The organism is Streptomyces sp. NPDC001108 (genome assembly GCF_053598535.1).
This window is the reverse complement of record NZ_JBSFKL010000012.1, coordinates 144603-162868: the sequence shown is the minus strand read 5'-3', so window position 1 is coordinate 162868 and position 18266 is coordinate 144603. Positions and strand designations below refer to the sequence as shown.

Below are 18266 nucleotides of genomic sequence, written 5' to 3'. Positions count from 1 at the left end.
GCGGAAGGGCCCAGGTCAGCCGGGGCGCGGTCCCGGGATGCGGACTCCGGCGGCCCGGAGCCTGGCCTCGACGAGCGCGGCCAGCCGGGCCGCCCCCGGGGCCTCCTCGCCGTACCGGGCGACCATCTCGTACCGGGTCGCGGCCTCGGTACGGGCCTGGAGGCCGGTCACGATCTCCAACTGCTCGGGGTGGGCGAGGTAGTGGTCGGCCAGCGCGACGGCCACCTCCTCGACCCGGGGATCGTCTGGCGACCAGCCGACGGACTCGGCGGCCCGCTTGCTCAACTCGACGAACGCGGGATTCCCCAGGGCGCGTTCGACGCGGGCCAGATGCTCGTCGAACCCCTCGGGCACCAGCGCCCTCGCCAGCACCAGCCCCTCCCGGGCCGCCGCGGCCTCCTCCTCGCCGAAGCCAAGATCGGACATCCGCTCCAACAGCGCCACCGCCCGCTCGGGCAGCAGCGCCCGGTCGCCGTCGGCGAGCCGACTCAACGTGTCCCGCCGCGCGATCAACTCATTTATCTTCTCGGTCAGTTGGCGTTCCACATCCATGAGCGCGGCGGCGAACCGGTCGGCGTCGGCGTCGAGCAGCTCCCCCACCTCGGCCAGCGGCACCCCGGCGGCGGCCAGGGTCCGGGCCTGCACCAGCCGCAGCAACTCGGCGGACCCGTAACGCCGGTAGCCGGAGCCGTCGCGCTCGGGCTCCTTCACCAGGCCGAGCTTGTGGTAGTGCCGCACCGTCTTCACCGTGACGCCGACGAACTCCGCCGCCTGCCCGATCGTGACCCCGTTGTTCATCCGTCCAGCCTGCCTCGTACCCGGACCCGGCCACGCCGGGATCGGCGCGGCTCCGGTCCGCTTTCTACGCGACGCCCCCGCCGAAGGGAACTGCGCCACCCCTGCGTTCACGCCTCCGGGCGCCCGGCGGCACCGGTCCGCCCGGCGCCGAACACCGCGTCGACGAGCCGCTGCGTCGCCCGCTGGAAGGGCAGGGCCAGGGAGAGCGTCGCGTCGTCCACGTAGTTGAGCGTGCCGGTCAGGGTGGTGGTGCCGTCCGGGGTGGCGTACATCAGCGCCGCGTGTCCGGCGGCACCGCCGTTGTGGGTGATGACGGTGGAGCCGTCGCCGAGGTCCTGCACGAAGACCCCGAGTCCGTAACCCATCCCGGGGGCGGGCGTGGGGCGCGGCGCGCACATCTCGGCCAGCAGCTCCGCGGGCAGGAGCCTGCCGGTCACCAGCGCGTGGAGGAACGTCTCCAGGTCCCGGGAGGTCGAGATCATGTCGCCGCCGCTGGAGATCCAGGAGGGGTTGAGGCGGGTGACGTCGACCGTGTGCTCCACGCCGTCCTCCTCGTACCGGTAGTAGGCGTGGGCGTGCGGTTCGGCGATGTCCGGCTCGGTGCTGGGGGCCGTGGTGCCGGACAGGCCGAGCGGTTCCGTGATCAGCCGCCGCATCTCCTCGGCGACCGGGCGGCCGGTGACCTTCTCGATCAGCAGCCGGGCCAGCACGTAGTTGGTGTTGGAGTAGCTCCACCCCTCGCCCGGCTCGAACCGCGCCGGCTTCGACAGGGCGAGGCGCACCAGGTCCTGCGGCGGGTACGTGGTGAAGCGGTTGTCCACCCACTCCTTGCCGGCGGTGGTGGCGGGGATGCCAGGAACGACGGTGCCGTCCTCGTAGTACTCGCCGGTGAAGTTGAAGATCCCGCTGGTGTGCTGCAACAGCATCCGCACCGTGACCCTCGGGTCCACGTCGAACTCCGGCAGCCGCCCGGCGACCGGGTCGTCCAGCCCGATCCGGCCCTCCGCGACGAGCGCCAGCACCAGGGCGGCGGTGAACGTCTTGGTGTTGCTGCCGATCCGCACGTACCCGTCGACCGGCGGCTTCTCGTCCCCGCCCAACCGGCCCACTCCGGCACTGCCGACCCACTCGCCCCGCGCGTCACGCACCCGCAGCGTGATCCCGGTGATCCCGGACTCGACGATCCCGTCCAGGATCTCCTGAAGCTCCGGACGGCACCGATTCGACAGGCTGTTGGACATCGCGACCACTCCCTCGTACGTATCCGCCGCGTCCCTCGCGGCTTCCGGTACGAGAAGCGTCCGCCCTGACCTCGGGTCAACCTCAACAGTGATCCAGGTCACTCCCCCGTGCGGTCCGTTGTCGGACCCCGCTGTTACGTTGGCGCCGGAACCCCGCCCCGGCCCCGGAGAGAGCGCATGTACGACGAACGGCTCGCCGCCTTCTCCCGCGACCGACTGGACGGCCGCCCGGTCCCGGACGACCTGCGTGTGCTGCTGATCGCGCAGTGGGAGGGCCGCACCGGCCTCGCCCGCCTTCTCGGCCTCGAATTCTTCGAGCCGGGCGAGGTCCACCCACTCCTGGACACCAGCTACCTGACCCCGCAGGAACTCGCGGACCCGGAGCTGCGGGCCGTCAACGCCGCCGCCGCCGAGATGGCCGGACACGTGAAGCTCGTGGCGAAGGGCGGAAAGGGCTGGCTCGGCTACTGGCTCCATCCCGGCGAGCCCGCGGACCGTCCCTGGCGCCTCGTGGAGCTGGACACCGAGTTCAGCTTCTGGAGACCGGTCGGCCGCACCCTGGCCGAGGGTGCCGCCGCCGACCGGGCCGCCTACCAGGACGAGCCCGACGAGCGCATCGCCTTCGCGCGACTCGCGGCCGACCTCACCGCACTGGGTCTCCCCCTGAGCACCCGGGACTACGACGCCCTGGACGACACCGAGTACGTGGTCGACCCGGGACGCCTCATGGAGGAGCTGACCGAGGCCGCACGCGAGAAGCACGGCCTCGACTGAGCGGAGAAGGAACGCACCGGCCCCGGCCGGACAGGGAACAACTCAGCAGGGAGTTCGCTGCGGGTCAATACGGCTGCGTCCCGCCCCGGACGGCGGTTCGGCGGAACAACGCGGTCCACAGGAACGGCACGCCGAAGAGCGGTGACTCGGCCGACTCCTCGCGCATCCGGCGCAGTTCGAGCTCCTCCAGGCCGGAGAAGATCCGGCGCAGCGCCTCGGGCGAGTAGGCGAGGCCGCCGTGCAGTCGGCGTTCGCGGTAGAAGTCGGCGTCGGGGAGTTCCGATCCCATTCCCCCGTCACCGGCGGCGAAGCAGCTCAGGACGAAATGGCCGCCGGGGGCCAGGACGCGGTCGAGGAGGTGGAGGTAGCTGATGCGGCGGTGCGGGGGCAGGTGGTGGAAGCACCCCGAGTCGACGACCAGGTCGTACGGGCCGTCCAGCACGTCGGCGGGGAGGGTGAAGGCGTTGCCACAGAGGAAGCGGATGTCGGCCCCGGCCTCCCGGGCCCGGTCCTTCGCCCAGGCGACGGCCACCGGGGAGAGGTCGACCGCGTCCACCTCGAAGCCGTTCGAGGCGAGGTACAGGGCGTTGCGGCCCGGCCCGCACCCCAGGTCGAGGGCGCGGCCGGGAGCGAGCAGGCCCCGATCCACATGGGCGGCCAGATTCTCGTCCGGCTTCGGTACGAAGAACGGGACCGGGCCGGACCGGTCGGCGTAGAAGCGGTCCCAGAAGTCCTTGCCGTCACCGGTCGCCAGACGACCGGCCCCGGGGTCGGGGCAAGTTTCGGTCTCGGCTTCGGCTTCGGCTTCGGCTTCGGCTTCGGCTTCGGCTTCGAACACTCCGTCCAGGAGCGTGAGAACGTCCTCGACGGTGGGTACGGTCCGGTCCATCCGGCCCCCCTTTCGACCGAGGCCAATTCTAGGAACGACCGAGCCAAAAGTGCAGGTCACAAGGTGTTACACCGAGCCCCACCGGGCTGCCGCACGCCACGGAGGAGCCCGCGCGGGGCAGCGGCGGCCCAGGGCTCCGGGACGCGTCCCCCATCGGTCCGGAGCACCTCGCCAGGGCCGGGAAGGCCCCGTTCACGGCCGCGCCCGGACGACTGTTTCGACGAGTTTCCCGTACGACCGGGCCAGCCACCGTTGCCGTGCCAACGTCCCTGCGAACGGCCGGGGTTGGCCCACGGTCTGCCCGTTCCGTCCTTTCGTCCCGCCGGTTCCTGCGGCAGAGTCGCGTTCCGAGGCGGTGCAAGCGATCTCGTGCGAATGGATTCCTCCATGCGGTACACCCCGAAGTCCCGCCGGAACGACGGCGCCGGCCCCCATTCCAGCCCCGGCCCCGGCCGCGACCACGAACGCACCGGTCCGGAGGGCACCGTTCGCGCCCCCGCCACGCTCCCGGCCGCCCCGGTCTCCGCCCCGCCCGGCTCCCTGGACGCCCTGCAACGTACGTACGGAAACGCAGCCGTCGCCCGCATGATCGAGGGCGAGCGGAACCGGGCGGACGCCGACCAGGGACACGATGCCGTCCACGAGGCAGTGAGAACGGCCGGGCGTGGCGGCACCCGGCTGCCGGGCGGCATGCGGGCGACCATGGAGCGGGCCTTCGGTGCCGATCTCGGCCACCTCAGGGTCTCGGTCGACGCGCGGACCACCGCGGCCATCGACGCGAAGGCGTACACCGTCGGTGACAACATCGTCGTGCAGAACGCGAGCGTCCTGCGCGACGTGGGGACGATGGCCCACGAGATCCACCACACCACGCAGCGCGGCGCACCCGCCGGGCTCAGCGACCCGGGCGACCGGTGGGAGCGCGAGGCCGCCGAGGTCGGTGACCGCGTCGCTCGCGGCGGGAGCGCCCACCCCCACGCCACGACCGGCGGCGAGGACCGCGGGAACGGCGCCGGCCACCGGGACGCGGTCCAGCGCCGCGTCGGCTTCGAGTTCGAGTCGCAGTGGCGCATGCGCGACCACAACGACCTGACCCAGGCGGACGAAGAGAACTACCAGAACGAGATCGTGGAGCGCGAGGCCGTCCGGCACGCGCAGATCATGGTGACGCTCGCCGGAAAGTCGGCCGACGCGAAACGCCTTCTGGACGAGACCGAACAGAGCGCGTCCGAGGCGGATCTGATGCGCAGGTGGCTCACCCCGGCACCCCCGGACCGCCCCTACGAACGCCGGCTCACCGACGAGGGCGCGGCGCGGCTCCGACAACTGCGGCAGGAGGCCCCCGACACGTACGAGCGGCTCATGGCGGACGGCGAGACCGCGCTGCTCAGGAACAACGCGATCCGGGAGACCCCCATACCCGGCCGGGACGTCCCCAAGATGGGTGTGGTCGGCGGCGGCACGAAATACCAGCTCACCTCGGACGTCAGCCCCACGGGCGGCTCGGCCCTGGAATGGGTGACCGATCCGCTGGACAGCAAGGACGAGGTCGTCGAGGTGATGAACACGATCACCAAGGTCTCCAGGGCCCTGGACGCCAGGCAGGCGGAGACGTCCTTCCCGCTCGACGGCATCCGGGTGGCGGGCTTCGAAGCGCAGTCCGGGATCATGGTGTTCCCGCTGCGCGGCCCCCTCCTCTACGAACCGCAGACGACCGGCGGCTTCAAGCTCGATCAGCTGCCCCGGTTCCTGGAGTACCTGGAGGTGCCGGAGAAGCCGTCCAACCCCTTCAAGCTCCCGGCCCACCGGCAGCGCAAGCAGGCCGGCGAGGACCTGCACCGGACCGCCCTCACCAAGGTCACCAAGATCCGTCTGGCGGCCGAGGAGCTGGCCAAGGGACTCCCCAGGGAGAGCATCGGGGACGCCTCGACGGACGGCCTGGTCGGCCTGGTCTCCCTGATCGGCAGCTACCTCCATTACGGCGCCAAGCTGGAGGAGAACCCCAACTCGAAGTCGATCGCGGGCGGACTGATGTCCCGCACCTCCTTCGCCCACAACTTCGCGCTGCTGCCCGGCCCGCTCCAGGCGTACTTCCGCGAGGACCCGAGCAGGTTCGCCACGTTCGCCCTCAGGGCGGTCGGATTCCCCGAGGACGGGAGCGCCCAGCTGTACGCCAAGCCCGTCGCGCGCGGGGACGCCGGCGACCGCGAGACGAAGCAGATCACGCTGACCCGGGCCGAATGGCTGAAGGGCATCCCGGCCGGCAAGGACCTGCTGCGGAACTTCGAGCACCTGAACGACGAGGAGAAGGGGCAGGTCGGCGACCGCGAGGAGGAGTGGGACTACGTCCACCCGTCGCTCGGCAAGCTGGGCACGGTGGAGGACCAGGTGGGCAGGCCGGGCGAACAGGAACTCGCCCTGGTCGCCGAACTGCGCCGCATGAAACAGGACATCCCCACCGCCGCCATCAAGCCCTTCGCCCTCGCCGCCTTCGGCCTGGTCCAGCGCCTGAACGAGCGGAAGACCCTCAAGTACAAGAAGAAGTAGGCCCGCGACCTCACGGGCCCCTCCTCCCGCCCACCTCCTTCTTCGCCCCGGTTCCGGGCCTGTTCGCCGCCCGGGGTCAGCGGCACAGTGCCGTGTCGACGGCGGCCTCCACGTGCCGGGAGGCCGCGCCCGTCGGGGTGGTGGTCACCGCGACGTTGGCGGCGCGTCCGTCCTCCGTGACGCCTCCTCGTGTCCGGTACCCGAGGGCGGTTCCACCGTGGCCCCAGTAGACGCCGCCGCACGACAGCGGCGTACTGGTCAGGCCCAGTCCGTAGCGGACGCCGGGGCCGCGGTCCTCCGCGGGGACGGTGGTGCGCATCTCGGCGAGCTGGGCCGGGGGCAGGAGCTTGCCGCCGAGGAGGGCGGCGAAGAAGCGGTTGAGGTCGCTGTTGGTGGAGACCACCGCACCCGCGGCCCAGGCCATGGACATGTCCATGGTGGTGTAGTCGACCAGGGGCCCGTCGTCCGTTTCCCGTTCGTAGCCCTTGGGGTGGGGCTCGTGGACGGTCGTTTCTCCGGGGGTGGGGAAGTAGGTGTGGCGCAGCCCGATGCGGTCGATGACGCGTCGCCCGATCTCCTCGCCCACGGGGCGGCCGGTGACCTTCTGGACGATCAGGCCCGCGACCAGGTAGTTCGTGTTGCTGTACTCCCACTTCTCCCCCGGCGCGAAGTGCGCCTTCCGCGCGAGCGCACCGTCGAGGAGCTCTCGCGGCTCGAAGTACCGGTACCGGACGGCGGGGAAGTCCTCGAAGACGGGGGCCGCCATGTATTCGGGGATTCCGCTGGTGTGCTGGAGGAGTTGGCGGACCGTGATGTGGCGGCCGTCGATCCCGTCACCGCGCAGCAGGCCGGGCAGGTAGGTGTCGACGGGGGCGTCCAGGGCGACCTTCTTCTCGGCCACCAACTGCAGCACCACCACCGCCGTGAACGCCTTGGTGTTGCTGCCCGCCCGCACCTGCCCGTCCTTCGGCACCTTCGCCCCGGTCTTCAGATCACCGACACCCGCCGTATAGACGCGCGTCCGGCCCTCCCGGTCCGTGACGGTGGCCAGCGCGGCAGGCGCCCGGTCCTCGCGCACCAACGTGTCCAGGCTCTTCTGAACCGTGTCCGGCCTGGCGGCGGACGCCGCAGACGGGAACAGCGCACCGGCGGCCATGACCGCCCCGGTCAGCACCGACATCGCCAGCAAGACTCTGCGCCGACCACCCGGCTTGAGCGTGGGACGGGACCTCGGCGAGACACATGCATCCATGGGGCAACTCCTGTGGTGACGGTGAAGAGCGATCGAAGAGAGGGGCTGCGCGCCTCGGCGCGGCACGCCGGGGCGCCGGTCGCCGCCCCGCCCCCGCTCCTACGGCCGTGAACAGACGCGGGAGCAGGAGCGGAAGCGGCGGTCGTCCCGTTTGGTCCGGTGGAGGCGTCAGCGGCACAGGGCCGTTTCGACGGCGGTCTGCGCCTGCTGTGTGGTGGCTTCGTCGGCCGGAATGGAGGTCAGTGCGATGTTGACCGCACGGCCGTCCTCCCTGACGCCTCCCAAGGTGAAGTAACCCGGGATGGTTCCGCCATGACCCCAGTAGACGCCGCCGCACGACAACGGTGTGCTGGTCAGGCCCAGCCCGTAGCGGACGCCCTGACCGGCCCCCTCCGTGGGAACGGTGGTGCGCATCTCGGCGAGCTGGGCCTGAGGCAGGAGCTTGCCGCCGAGGAGGGCGGTGTAGAAGCGGTTGAGGTCGCTGTTGGTGGAGACCACCGCACCCGCGGCCCAGCCCCACGACGGGTCGAGCTCGGTGTACTCGCGCCAGGGTGACTCGGCCGCGTCCCGGTGGTAGCCCTTGGGGTGGGGCTCGCGAATGGTCATGTCTCCGGGGGCGGGGAAGTAGGTGTGGCGCAGCCCGATGCGGTCGACGATCCGCCGGCCGATCTCCTCGCCCAGCGGGCGGCCGGTGACCTTCTGGACGATCAGGCCCGCGACCAGGTAGTTCGTGTTGCTGTACTCCCACTTCTCCCCCGGCGCGAAGTGGGCCTTCCGCGCGAGGGCGGCGTCGAGGAGCTCTCGCGGCTCGTAGTACCTCTGCGGGTTCTCAAGGATCGCCCGCTGGTCCACGTAGTCGGGGATTCCGCTGGTGTGCTGGAGGAGTTGGCGGACCGTGATGTGGCGGCCATCGATCCCGTCACCGCGCAACAGACCGGGCAGGTACGTGTCGACGGGGGCGTTCAGGGCGACCTTCTTCTCGGCCACCAACTGCAGCACCACCACCGCCGTGAACGCCTTGGTGTTGCTGCCCGCCCGCACCTGCCCGTCCTTCGGCACCTTCGCCCCGGTCTTCAGGTCCCCGACACCCGCCGTGTAGACGCGCGTCCGACCCTCGCGGTCCGTGACGGTGGCCAGCGCGGCAGGCGCCCGGTCCTCGCGCACCAACGTGTCCAAGCTCCTCTGGACCGTGTCCGGCCTGGCGGCGGACGCCGCCGACGGGGACAGCGCACCGGCGGCCATGACCGCCCCGGTAAGCACCGTCACGGCCATCAGGACCTTGCGCCGACCACCCCGCGAGAGCCCGGGACGGAACTTCGGCGAGACCGGCGAGACCGGCGATACATGTGCGTACATGGAACTACTCCTGTCGGTAGGGGAACAGCGTCAGTGGGTCGGGAAGAGGTGGTCGTGGTGCGACGGGCCTGCCGGTGACTCGTCCTGGCGGCCCTGGTGGCGGCCCTGGTGGCTTCCCTTGGGGCGTCCCGGGCGGACGGGCCACCACGTGGCCCGGCCCAGGAGCGCGACGAGCGCGGGTACCAGCACGATCGAGACGACGAAGGCGGAGAGCATGATGCCGAGCGCCGTCGCGAAGCCGATCTGCTGCGTGCCGGGGTCGGAGTTGGCGCCGAGGCTCCCGAAGGACGCGGCGAGGACGACACCGGCCGTGGCGACGGCGGGAGCGGTGTGGCGCACGGCGCGGGCGACGGCGGCGCGGGCAGGCCCCGGCCGGTCCATCTCCTCGCGGATGCGGTCGCTGATCAGGATGTTGTAGTCGGTGCCGAGCGCGACGACGAAGAGGAACAGCACCAGCGGCAGGATGAAGCCGACCCCCGGCCGGTCGAGGAGGTGCTGGAAGAACAGGGCCGACGCGCCGAGGGTGGCGGCGAAGCCGAGGCCCACGGCGACCATGAGCACGGCCGGGGCGAGCAGGCTGCGCAGCAGGACGATCAGGATGAGCGCGATCAGCGCGGCGGCGACCGGGAACACGGTCCTCAGGTCGTGGCCGACTGCGGTGGAGATGTCCGCGAAGACCGCGGCGGTACCGCCCACATGGGCCTGCGCGCCGGGAGGTGTGTGGTCGGCGACGGTGGCGCGGATGGGACCGGACACGAGGTCGCGGGCCCGTTGGCTCCGGGTGTCGACGGTGAGGTGGACGTCGATACGGGCCGCGGTGCGGTCCTTGGTGAAGACGGTCTCGCCGACCCGGCCGACGCCGTCGACCCCGGCCAGGGCCTCGGGCAGCGCGGCGATTCCCCGGTCGGTCAGCGTGGTGCCGTCCTTCGCGGTGACGTAGACCGTGGCCGGATCGGACACACCGGCGGGCAGGGAGCGGGCGATCTCGGCGGCGGTGACGGCCGCCGGGGTGTCCTGGCCGCCGGATGGCTGGCCGAAGTCCATCCGCATGCCGACGAGTCCGGTGGCCAGCGCGCCGAGCAGGGCGACGGAGGCGACGATCAGCGTGAGCGGGCGGCGGGCGACCAGATCGCCGATGCTCGCGGCCTTGCCGGTGCGCGGCTCCCGCCCGAGCGAGCGGGACGGCCAGAACATCGCGCGTCCGGTGGCCGCGAGCAGCGCGGGCATCAGGGTGAGGCCGGCGAGGAGCATGACGAGTACCGAGACGGCGATGGCCGGGCCGAGCACCCGGAACTGCCCGAAGGTCGCGATGCCGAGCGTGGCGAAGGCGGCGACGATGGTGAGCGCCGCAGAGGTGATCGCCGTGCCGACCCGGGCGCTCACCTCCGCGGCGACGGCACGGGCCGACACGTCGGGGCGGGCCCGGAGCTGTTCCCGGAAGCGGAAGAGCAGGAACAGGAAGTAGTCGACGCCGATGCCGATCAGGACGACGCCGATCATGCGCGGGGTGGACGGGTCGAGGTCGATGCCGGCGAGCATCGAGGTGCCCACGACCACACCTCCCGCCGCGCCCGCGACGACGGCGACCGCGATCAGGGGGACGAAGGCGGCCAGCGCGCTGCGGAACACCAGGATGTGGATCAGGACGATCAGACCGAGCATGAGGGCGCCGACGACCGTCGCGGTGGTCTCCTCCGCCTCGGCCGTGTCGACGAGGTCGGCCAGGCCGCCGGTGAATCCGGTGCGCATCCCGGCATCGGAGAACTCGTCCTTCGTCCCGTCCCGGAAGGCCCGGTAGAGGTCGTGCAGGCCGGGGTCCGTGCTGTTGCCCGTGAGCTGCGCGGAGAGCAGCTCGAAGCCGCGGTCCGGCGCGACCATGGCGGGAGCGACCTTCGGGGTCTGGGAGTAGTCCTCGTACATGAACGAGGGCGTGTCGTCCTCCGGCTTGGGCATCTCGACGTGCCGGCGGCCCAGCTCCTCGGCGACCTCGCCGATGCGCCGCTGGTCGGCCCGGGTGAGGGGCTTGCCGTCCTGCCTGCCGACGAGCACGGTGACCGTGTTGGCGTCGGACTTCACCCCGAACTTCTCCTCGGCGACCTTCAGCGCGGCCGCCGAGTCGTACTGCGCGGGCAGGAAGTCCCCGTTCCCGGTCCGTGTGACCTTGAAGACCAGCGCCTGGGCGAGCAGGGTGAGGAAGATGCCCACCACCGCCCAGAGGGCGATGACCTTCCACGGGTTGCGGGTGGAGAACCCGGTCAGGGCGCGGATCACGGTGTTCTCCAACGGTGGGTGGGATGCGGCGTTTTCGGCACAGGAAAAGCTCATCACCGCGGAACGCGCGGATCGTCCGAGTACGGGACGAGAAGCGGCCTGGGAGCGTGGGCCGGGGATGGCCGCCGACCAGGACCCTGGTCCCAGGCCGAGGGTCGGCCCGGGGGCCCGGGAGGTGCCCGGATCCCGGTGCGAGACTGGATCGCGGGCGGCAGGCGTGCCGCACCGGTGGCGGCTGGTGAGTACGGCCCGGTCAGGAGAGAAGAGAACCGTGATGGTGACGAAGCGCCCCGACCCCGGCGCCCCGGGGATCCCGGCGGGCGGCGAGGCGCTGCCGTGGACGCGCGACGACGCCCTGGTCATGACCGGTGTGGCGGCCGTGGACCTGATCGGCTTCACCCTCAGCAGCCAGTCCGAGCAGGGCGACGTGCCGGTGGCCGGCTGTTTCCTCGTGGTGGTGGCCGCGCTGCCGCTGCTCGTCCGGCGCCGGACGCCGGTCCTGTCGTTCGCGGCCGTTCTGCTGCTGGGGCTGGTCCTGCACCTGAACGTGCCGATGAGCCAGCACTTCAACGCCGCGGTGGTCGTCGCGCTCTACACGGTCATCCGGTCCCGGCGCACGGCCGTGGCGGTCGCGGCGTCGCTGGCGGCCGTGACGATGTCACTGGTGGACACGGCGTCGTGGCCGCGGCCACCGGTCGTGGACATCGTGGGCACCGTCTCCGCCGCGGCGGTCGTGGCGATCGCCGCGACCGTGATGAACCACTGGCAGCGGGACATCGAGGCCAGACGCCGACTCCTCGCGGACCAGGCGGTGGCGGCCGAACGACGGCGTATCGCACGGGAGTTGCACGACATCGTGGCGCACCACATCACCACCATGCAGCTGATGTCCGGGGGCGCCCGGGCCAACCTCGCCCGTGACCCGGAGGTGGCCCGGGAGGCGCTGGTCACGCTGGAGGCGTCCGGCCGGGTGGCCCTGCGCGAGATGCGGCAGCTGCTCGACGTGCTCCGGGCCGGGGACGAATGGGAGAGCGAACCGACCGCCCCGCAGCCGGGCGTCGGCGACCTGGAGCGGCTCGTCGCCGAATCGTGCCGGGCCGGGCTCCCCGCCTCGCTCGACGTACGGGGCGAGGAGCGTGCGCTGCCGCCGAGCGTGGGCCTGAGCCTGTTCCGGATCGTCCAGGAAGCGCTCACCAACGCCCGCAAGTACGCCGGAGACGCGCGGGCCCACGTACGGCTGGCGTACGCGCCGGACGGGGTGACCGTGGAGGTCTCCGACGACGGACCGGGCACCGGCCCCGCAGGACCGGGCAACGGATCGGGGCCCGGCTACGGTCTGGTCGGGATGCGCGAACGGGCCGTGCTGCACGGCGGCACCCTGGAGGCCGGACCGCTGGACGGGGGCGGGTTCCGGGTGTCGGCCCGGCTGCCCCTGCGGGCCGACGCGGGAGCACTGCGGTGACCGGGACGACGACGCGCGAGCCGGCCATCAGGGTCCTGATCGCGGACGACCAGCCGCTGGTACGCCGCGGGCTGGCGCTGATCCTCGGCCCCGACCCGGCCTTCGACGTGGTGGGCGAGGCCGCGGACGGCGAGGAGGCGGTCGCCCTCGCACACCGGCTGCGGCCCGACATCGTCGTGATGGACATCCGCATGCCGGTGCTCGACGGCGTCGCCGCGACGGGCCGGCTCGCCCGGGAACTGCCCGGCTGCCGCGTCCTGGCGCTGAGCACCTTCGACCTGGACGAACACGTGGTGGCCGCCCTGCGCGCGGGCGCCTGCGGATTCCTGCCGAAGGACACCTCGCCCGAGGAACTGGTGGCCGCGATCCACGTGGTCCACACCGGCGAGGCGGCCGTCGCCCCCCGGCTCCTGACCCGGCTGATCGCCACCTACGTCACGGCCCCGCCGCGCCCCGCACCCCCCGTCACCGCCGACACCGGCGACCTCACCCCGCGCGAGGCCGAGGTGTGGCGCCTGATGGCCACCGGCCTCGACAACGCGGAGATCGCGCGGACCATGCGCGTCAGCACGTCGACCGTGAAGAACCACATCACCGCCGTCTTCGGGAAACTGGGCGTCCGCGACCGCGCCCAGGCCGTGATCGCCGCGTACGAGACCGGACTGATTCAGGCGGGCCGATCGGACTAGGGGGTACTGACCCTTGAGGTTGCGGGCTGTCAGCTCGTCGCGCCTTGTTCCGAGCGGGCCAGAGCGAGCCCTTCGAGGCGCTCAATACCCTGGTTGAGTTCGCCGAGCAGGGTCACGAAGTCGCGCGTTCGCTGCTCCGTCCACCCCGTCGCCCCGATCAGGCGCGCTACCCCTTCGAGGCCGATCGCCCGGTCGGCCCGGAGCCGTTCCAGCCCCAGGGCGGTGGGTCGGTACTTGCGCGCCATTCCACCGTCGGGGTCGGGGATGCGTTCCACCAGATCCTTGCGGAGCATCGCACTGACCTGGCGGTTGATGGTGGAGATGCCCACCTGGAACGTGTGGGCCAGCTGCTTGAGCGTAAGCGGCTCGCCGGCCTCCAGGCGCGTGAGCAGCACGTAGGCGGAGCGGTCCAGGCTCTGGCCGGAGCGTGGGCCGCGTGAGGCGACGAAGTGGCGGGACAGCAGCGTCAGCTCCCGCTCGAAGTCATTGAGCCGGTGCTCTCGTTCGTCCATGCCTCTGCCCCTCCTGTCAGCGCGTCCCCCCATCATCGCGCACGTCGCCGCCCCACCCTCCGAGGCCCCGACGCTCCGATGCCCCGACGCCCCAACGCCCCAATCTTGTGCATGATGCAATTGATGTGCATGATGAACTACCGTTGCACGATGCACATTTGGTCGAGGGCCGCTCTGCCCCCACACGCATGAGCACAGCTCTCGCCTCCCCCACGAGTAACGGAGTAACGCGTGAGCGCAGACCCTTCCGCAGGACCGTCCGCCATCACCTATCCGACCGAGCGATCGTGCCCGTTCAGCCCGCCCGCCGAGTTCGCCGGACTCCGCGCGGTTCCCGGGCTGCCGCGGGTCAAGGCGCTGGAGGGCGCCGAGCCCAGGCTGATCACCCGCTACGAGGACGCCAAGGAGGTCCTGTCGAGCCAGGGCATCTCCGCCAGGCTCGACAACCCGGCCTTCCCCCTCTTCAGCCCCGGCGACGTCCAGCAGCGCGACGACAAGTCGGAGAGCCTGATCCGCACCGACGACCCCGACCACCTGGTACAACGACGCCGACTGGCGCGGCACTTCACGGTCAAGCGGGTCAACGCCCTGCGCGCCGACATCCAGCGGATCGTCGATGACGCCGTCGACGATCTGCTGGCTTCCGACTCACCCGCCGACCTGATCGAGCTGGTGGCCCAGCCCATCCCGTCGCGGGTCATCTGCCTGCTGCTGGGCGTGCCGTACTCCGACCACGCCTTCTTCCGGAACGCCGCCTCCCGTGCGCTCGCCGGCAACGCGGACCCGAGCGAGGTGCGCGTCGCCCTGGGCGAGCTGGCAAAGTACCTGGACGCACTGGTGGGCGAGCGGCTCCGCACCGGCGACGGCGACGACGTGCTGGCGCAGTTGGCCCGTGACCTGGTGGTACCCGGCACCATCGCCCGGGCCGAACTCGTCACCATCGGGATGACGTTGCTCGTCGCGGGCTTCGAGACCACCGGCAACATGATCGGCCTGGGCACCGCACTGTTCCTGCGCCACCCCGACCAGCGCGACCTGTTCCTCGCCGGTGACGAGGCGGCACAGGCCGAGGCGATCGAAGAAATGCTGCGCTACCTCTCGGTCGCGCAGCACCCCCGGCAGTTCGCCGTCACGGAGGACATGACGGTCGGCGGCTGTCCCGTCCGCGCCGGGGAAGGGGTGCTGATCTCCCTGCCCTCGGCCAACCGGGACGCGGCGGCCTTCGACGACCCCGACGTGTTCGACGTGCGGCGCCCCGCCCGCGGGCACCTCGCGTTCAGCCACGGCACCCACCAGTGCCTCGGTCAGGCGCTGGCCCGCCTGGAGCTGCTGCTGACCTTCCGCACCCTGTTCGCACGGGTGCCCACGCTGCGTGCGGCCGACGCGGCCCGGCCGTACGACATCAAGCAGCACAGCCGTGTCCACGGCCTCAACTCGTTCCCCGTCGCCTGGTAGGAGACCCCACACATGAAGATCACCGTTGACGAAGGCAAGTGCGTCGGAGCGGGCCAGTGCGTCCTGATCGCCCCGGACGTGTTCGACCAGCGCGACGAGGACGGTGTCGCCGTCCTCCTTTCCGAGGAGACGCCGGAGCGGGAACGCCCCCGTGTCGAGGAGGCGGCCCGGGTGTGCCCCGCCGCGGCCATTCTGTGGGACGGTCGGTGAGCCGCAGCATCCTCGTCGTCGGAACGGGCGCAGCCGGCCTGACCGTGGCCGAGGAACTGCGTCGCCTGGGCTACGACGACGCCCTCACCCTCGTCGGCGGGGAGGACCACCCGCCGTACGACCGACCGCCGTTGTCCAAGCGCTTCCTCAAGGGCGAGGCGGGACCCGAGCAGCTGTGGCTGGCGGGCCCCGACGCACTGGAGCGGCTCGACGCCTCCGAGTACCGGGGGCGGCGGGCCGTCGCCGCCGACCTCGCGGCACGCGTCGTCACCCTGGACGACGGGACGGCCCTGCCGTACACGGACCTGGTCGTCGCCACCGGCGTCGCTCCCCGCACCCTGCCCGGGACCGCCGGACTCCCGGGCGCCGTGACCCTCAAGACCGTCGAGGACGCGGCAACCCTGGCCGGGCGGCTGCGCCCGGGACAGCGGCTGGTCGTGGTGGGCGGCGGGTTCCTCGGGACCGAGACGGCGTGGACGGCGCTGTCCCTGGGGTGCGAGGTCACCTTGGTCACCCCGGCCTCCACCGTTCTGCCGGGACTCGGCCCCCACGTGGGCGCCCTCGCAGGGGAACGGCTCACCGCAGCAGGTGCCACCGTCCTCACCGGGGCGACCGTCGAGAAGATCCACCAAGGCGGCCGACTCCCCCGGGACGAGGGCCTGGAAGTACTCCTGGACGACGGCACCCGCCTCACCGCCGGGACCGTGCTCACGGCGATCGGCTCGGCCCCGGACGTGGACTGGCTCACCCGTACGGAGCTCGACCTGTCCGACGGCGTCCGCTGCGACGCCGTCGGCCGGGCGGCCCCGGGCGTCCACGCATGCGGCGACGTCGCGGCCTGGTACCACCCGCGAAGCGGCCGGCACCTGCGCCTCGAACACCGGATGCACGCCGGGGACCAGGCCCGCGTCGTCGCCGCCGATCTGCTGGGCCAACGGCGCGACCTGGAATGGGTGCCCTACTTCTGGACGGACCAGGGGCCCCACAAGATCGCCGTACACGGGCTGATCGCGCCCGGGGCGGAGTACGAGCCGCACGAGGCCGACCCGGAGGACGATCGGTTCACCGGGGTCTACCGGACGCACGGACGCGTGTGCGCCGTCCTCGGCTGGAACGCCCCGCGCCAGGTCCTCCGCCTCCGCCGCGAGCTGCTCACCACCCCGGGACCGACCGAGGCCCTCCCCCCGACGGCCCCGAAACCCGCATGAGTGCCCGAAGCCCCTCCTGATGGGCAGGCCCCACGCCTGCTCGACCCCGTCCACCGGATCACTGATCGCCTACGACCCTTGACCGGGACATCGGACTACTCGTCCGGCACACCGCGAAGCGGCCCGGGGCGCGGGCTCCCTCAGGGGGCGTCGTCCCGGGCGGCATGGGCCTCGGTGAGTCTGTCGACCGCGGTGTCGAGCGCCTCGGGCGGGAGGGTGAAGGGAATTCGCAGGTAGCGGTCCAGGGCTCCGTCCGGGGAGAAGTGGAAGCCGGGTGTGAGGGCCAGGCCGTGCCTGGCGGCCAGGTCGGTCAGGCGTCGTGAATCGGTGTCGAGGAGTTCGAGCCACAGGGACAGTCCGCCTTGCGGTACCCGGAAGCGGCACCACGGCAGGGCCGACAGCCGCGCGGCGAGGTGGTCCCGCTGGTGGGCCAGTTGTACACGCCGGCGGTCGAGGACCGCCTGTCTGCGTTCCATCAGGCGGGCGGCGACGAGCCGGTCGACGGGCGAGGGGGCGAGGGCGGCGGCAAGCGGAAGCGCCGCCAGTCGGCGGACGACGTCCGGGTGTGCGCGGATCCAGCCCACACGCAGGCCCGGCCACAGGGACTTGCTCAGGGATCCCACGTACACGATGTGCCGGTCACCCGCGCGTGCCGCGAAGCGGGGCGGCGGGGCGGCTGCCGCTGCCCCGCGCAGGTCGAGATCGCGCATGGTCTCGTCGAAGACGACCAGGGTGTCGTGGGAGGACAGCCGCCGCCCGAGTTCGGCGCGGTCGCCCTCGTCCATCAGCAGGCCGGTGGGGTTGTGGAAGTCCGTGACCAGGTAGGTCAGGGACGGCCGGGCCGTCGCGAGGGTACGGTCCAGCGCGGGGAGGTCCCAGCCGGTGGGGGTGAGGGGCTGGGAGACCAGCTCGGCACCCGCGCCGCGGAAGAGGGCGAGCGCCCCCGGGTAGGTGGGCGAGTCCAGGACGACCCGGCTCCTGGACCGCAGGTATGCCGCGCTGAGCAGACTCAGCGCGGCATCGGCGCCGCTGGTCAGCAGAAGGTGTCCCGCGTCGGTCGTGAGCCCCTGGGCGTTGTAGAGGTCGGCGACGCCCGTGTGCAGCGCCGACGGCCGGCGGGCCCCGGCGGCGTCCCCGAGCAGCGCGGCGGGCAGCGTGTCGGTCGCTTCCCGCACGGCTTGGAGCAGTTCGTCGAAGGGTGCCGCGGGTTCCGCGACGGTCAGATCCAGCGGCGCCCCGTTCCTGCCCGCCTCACCCCGGTCGCTGGCCCACGGCGAAAGGCGGTCGTGCAGCCGGGGCGGCAGGGAGACGGTGCTGCCGGAGCCGGTCCGGGTGACGATCAGCCGCTCGGCGCGCAGGATCCGGTAGCTCGCCGCCACGGTGCCCCGCGCGAGGCCGAGCTCGTCGGCGAGGAGGCGCTCGGCAGGAAGCTGTGCGTCGAGCGGGAGCCGGCCGTCGTAGACGGCCTTCTCCACGGCATCGGCCAGCCTGCGCGCCAGCGTGCCCTCACCGTCGCGCCACTCGCCGAGCATCCGGGGGAACCGTGACGCGGGGATGCGCCGCACTACTCGATCCACATAGGCCACGTTACGCGGATTGGAC

The 18266-nt window shown here is 72.1% G+C and carries 15 protein-coding genes; 7 read left to right on the top strand and 8 right to left on the bottom strand.

All coding sequences use genetic code 11. The features are described from left to right. Nucleotides 1-15: 15 nt before the first annotated feature. Both ACWC97_RS25300 and ACWC97_RS25295 read right to left on the bottom strand, forming a co-directional pair. Nucleotides 16-798 (bottom strand): MerR family transcriptional regulator, encoded by a 783-nt coding sequence (locus ACWC97_RS25300; RefSeq protein ID WP_450651731.1) that lies wholly within the window; start codon nt 796-798, stop codon nt 16-18. A 107-nt stretch (nt 799-905) separates the two neighbouring features. Continuing rightward, nucleotides 906-2039, bottom strand: a complete 1134-nt coding sequence (locus ACWC97_RS25295; protein ID WP_450651729.1) for a serine hydrolase domain-containing protein — start codon at nt 2037-2039, stop codon at nt 906-908. Nucleotides 2040-2216: 177 nt separating this feature from the next. Between ACWC97_RS25295 and ACWC97_RS25290 the strand changes: the two genes are divergently transcribed. Continuing rightward, a complete protein-coding gene (locus tag ACWC97_RS25290; RefSeq protein ID WP_450651727.1) occupies nt 2217-2813 on the top strand; it encodes a hypothetical protein in 597 nt (198 codons plus the stop codon). Between the two features lie 64 nt (nt 2814-2877). On the opposite strand, the gene ACWC97_RS25285 is transcribed toward ACWC97_RS25290, so the two are convergent. Then, nucleotides 2878-3702 carry a class I SAM-dependent methyltransferase gene (locus ACWC97_RS25285; protein ID WP_450651725.1) on the bottom strand — a complete coding sequence of 275 codons (825 nt, stop codon included), beginning with the start codon at nt 3700-3702 and terminating at the stop codon, nt 2878-2880. Between the two features lie 387 nt (nt 3703-4089). Between ACWC97_RS25285 and ACWC97_RS25280 the strand changes: the two genes are divergently transcribed. Continuing rightward, nucleotides 4090-6249, top strand: coding sequence for an eCIS core domain-containing protein (locus tag ACWC97_RS25280; protein ID WP_450651723.1), 2160 nt, complete (start codon nt 4090-4092; stop codon nt 6247-6249). A gap of 76 nt (nt 6250-6325) precedes the next feature. Here ACWC97_RS25280 and ACWC97_RS25275 read toward each other — a convergent pair whose 3' ends face one another. The 3 genes from ACWC97_RS25275 to ACWC97_RS25265 form a co-directional block, all read right to left on the bottom strand. Next, nucleotides 6326-7429, bottom strand: a complete 1104-nt coding sequence (locus ACWC97_RS25275; protein ID WP_450651721.1) for a serine hydrolase domain-containing protein — start codon at nt 7427-7429, stop codon at nt 6326-6328. A gap of 240 nt (nt 7430-7669) precedes the next feature. Beyond that, entirely contained in the window at nt 7670-8773 is a 1104-nt protein-coding gene (locus ACWC97_RS25270) for a serine hydrolase domain-containing protein (RefSeq protein WP_450651791.1), read from the bottom strand. A gap of 114 nt (nt 8774-8887) precedes the next feature. Beyond that, nucleotides 8888-11128, bottom strand: a complete 2241-nt coding sequence (locus tag ACWC97_RS25265) for an MMPL family transporter (protein WP_450651719.1) — start codon at nt 11126-11128, stop codon at nt 8888-8890. A 274-nt stretch (nt 11129-11402) separates the two neighbouring features. Between ACWC97_RS25265 and ACWC97_RS25260 the strand changes: the two genes are divergently transcribed. Both ACWC97_RS25260 and ACWC97_RS25255 read left to right on the top strand, forming a co-directional pair. Further along, nucleotides 11403-12590 carry a sensor histidine kinase gene (locus tag ACWC97_RS25260; RefSeq protein ID WP_450651717.1) on the top strand — a complete coding sequence of 396 codons (1188 nt, stop codon included), beginning with the start codon at nt 11403-11405 and terminating at the stop codon, nt 12588-12590. Next, a complete protein-coding gene (locus ACWC97_RS25255) occupies nt 12587-13279 on the top strand; it encodes a response regulator transcription factor (protein WP_352280006.1) in 693 nt (230 codons plus the stop codon). The genes ACWC97_RS25260 and ACWC97_RS25255 overlap by 4 nt, the downstream gene beginning before the upstream one ends. A 29-nt stretch (nt 13280-13308) precedes the next feature. Here the strand turns inward: ACWC97_RS25255 and ACWC97_RS25250 are convergent, their stop codons facing one another. Next, nucleotides 13309-13791 (bottom strand): MarR family winged helix-turn-helix transcriptional regulator, encoded by a 483-nt coding sequence (locus tag ACWC97_RS25250; protein WP_352280005.1) that lies wholly within the window; start codon nt 13789-13791, stop codon nt 13309-13311. Between the two features lie 231 nt (nt 13792-14022). Here ACWC97_RS25250 and ACWC97_RS25245 point away from each other — a divergent pair, with 231 nt between their 5' ends. The 3 genes from ACWC97_RS25245 to ACWC97_RS25235 are packed head-to-tail and all read left to right on the top strand — an operon-like array spanning nt 14023 to nt 16664. Then, nucleotides 14023-15246, top strand: a complete 1224-nt coding sequence (locus ACWC97_RS25245) for a cytochrome P450 (RefSeq protein ID WP_450651714.1) — start codon at nt 14023-14025, stop codon at nt 15244-15246. A 12-nt stretch (nt 15247-15258) separates the two neighbouring features. After that, nucleotides 15259-15456, top strand: a complete 198-nt coding sequence (locus ACWC97_RS25240) for a ferredoxin (protein WP_352280003.1) — start codon at nt 15259-15261, stop codon at nt 15454-15456. Beyond that, a complete protein-coding gene (locus tag ACWC97_RS25235) occupies nt 15453-16664 on the top strand; it encodes an NAD(P)/FAD-dependent oxidoreductase (RefSeq protein WP_450651712.1) in 1212 nt (403 codons plus the stop codon). The genes ACWC97_RS25240 and ACWC97_RS25235 overlap by 4 nt, the downstream gene beginning before the upstream one ends. Nucleotides 16665-16804: 140 nt before the next feature. Here ACWC97_RS25235 and ACWC97_RS25230 read toward each other — a convergent pair whose 3' ends face one another. After that, nucleotides 16805-18241 carry an aminotransferase-like domain-containing protein gene (locus ACWC97_RS25230; RefSeq protein WP_450651710.1) on the bottom strand — a complete coding sequence of 479 codons (1437 nt, stop codon included), beginning with the start codon at nt 18239-18241 and terminating at the stop codon, nt 16805-16807. Between the last annotated feature and the right edge of the window lie 25 nt (nt 18242-18266).

Excerpts from the sequence above, each read along its gene's own strand:
- ACWC97_RS25300 (WP_450651731.1), bottom strand. The coding sequence starts at position 798 with ATGAACAACGGGGTCACGATCGGGCAGGCGGCGGAGTTCGTCGGCGTC.
- ACWC97_RS25295 (WP_450651729.1), bottom strand. The coding sequence starts at position 2,039 with ATGTCCAACAGCCTGTCGAATCGGTGCCGTCCGGAGCTTCAGGAGATC.
- ACWC97_RS25290 (WP_450651727.1), top strand. The coding sequence starts at position 2,217 with ATGTACGACGAACGGCTCGCCGCCTTCTCCCGCGACCGACTGGACGGC.
- ACWC97_RS25285 (WP_450651725.1), bottom strand. The coding sequence starts at position 3,702 with ATGGACCGGACCGTACCCACCGTCGAGGACGTTCTCACGCTCCTGGAC.
- ACWC97_RS25280 (WP_450651723.1), top strand. The coding sequence starts at position 4,090 with ATGCGGTACACCCCGAAGTCCCGCCGGAACGACGGCGCCGGCCCCCAT.
- ACWC97_RS25275 (WP_450651721.1), bottom strand. The coding sequence starts at position 7,429 with ATGTCGGTGCTGACCGGGGCGGTCATGGCCGCCGGTGCGCTGTTCCCG.
- ACWC97_RS25270 (WP_450651791.1), bottom strand. The coding sequence starts at position 8,773 with ATGGCCGTGACGGTGCTTACCGGGGCGGTCATGGCCGCCGGTGCGCTG.
- ACWC97_RS25260 (WP_450651717.1), top strand. The coding sequence starts at position 11,403 with ATGGTGACGAAGCGCCCCGACCCCGGCGCCCCGGGGATCCCGGCGGGC.
- ACWC97_RS25250 (WP_352280005.1), bottom strand. The coding sequence starts at position 13,791 with ATGGACGAACGAGAGCACCGGCTCAATGACTTCGAGCGGGAGCTGACG.
- ACWC97_RS25240 (WP_352280003.1), top strand. The coding sequence starts at position 15,259 with ATGAAGATCACCGTTGACGAAGGCAAGTGCGTCGGAGCGGGCCAGTGC.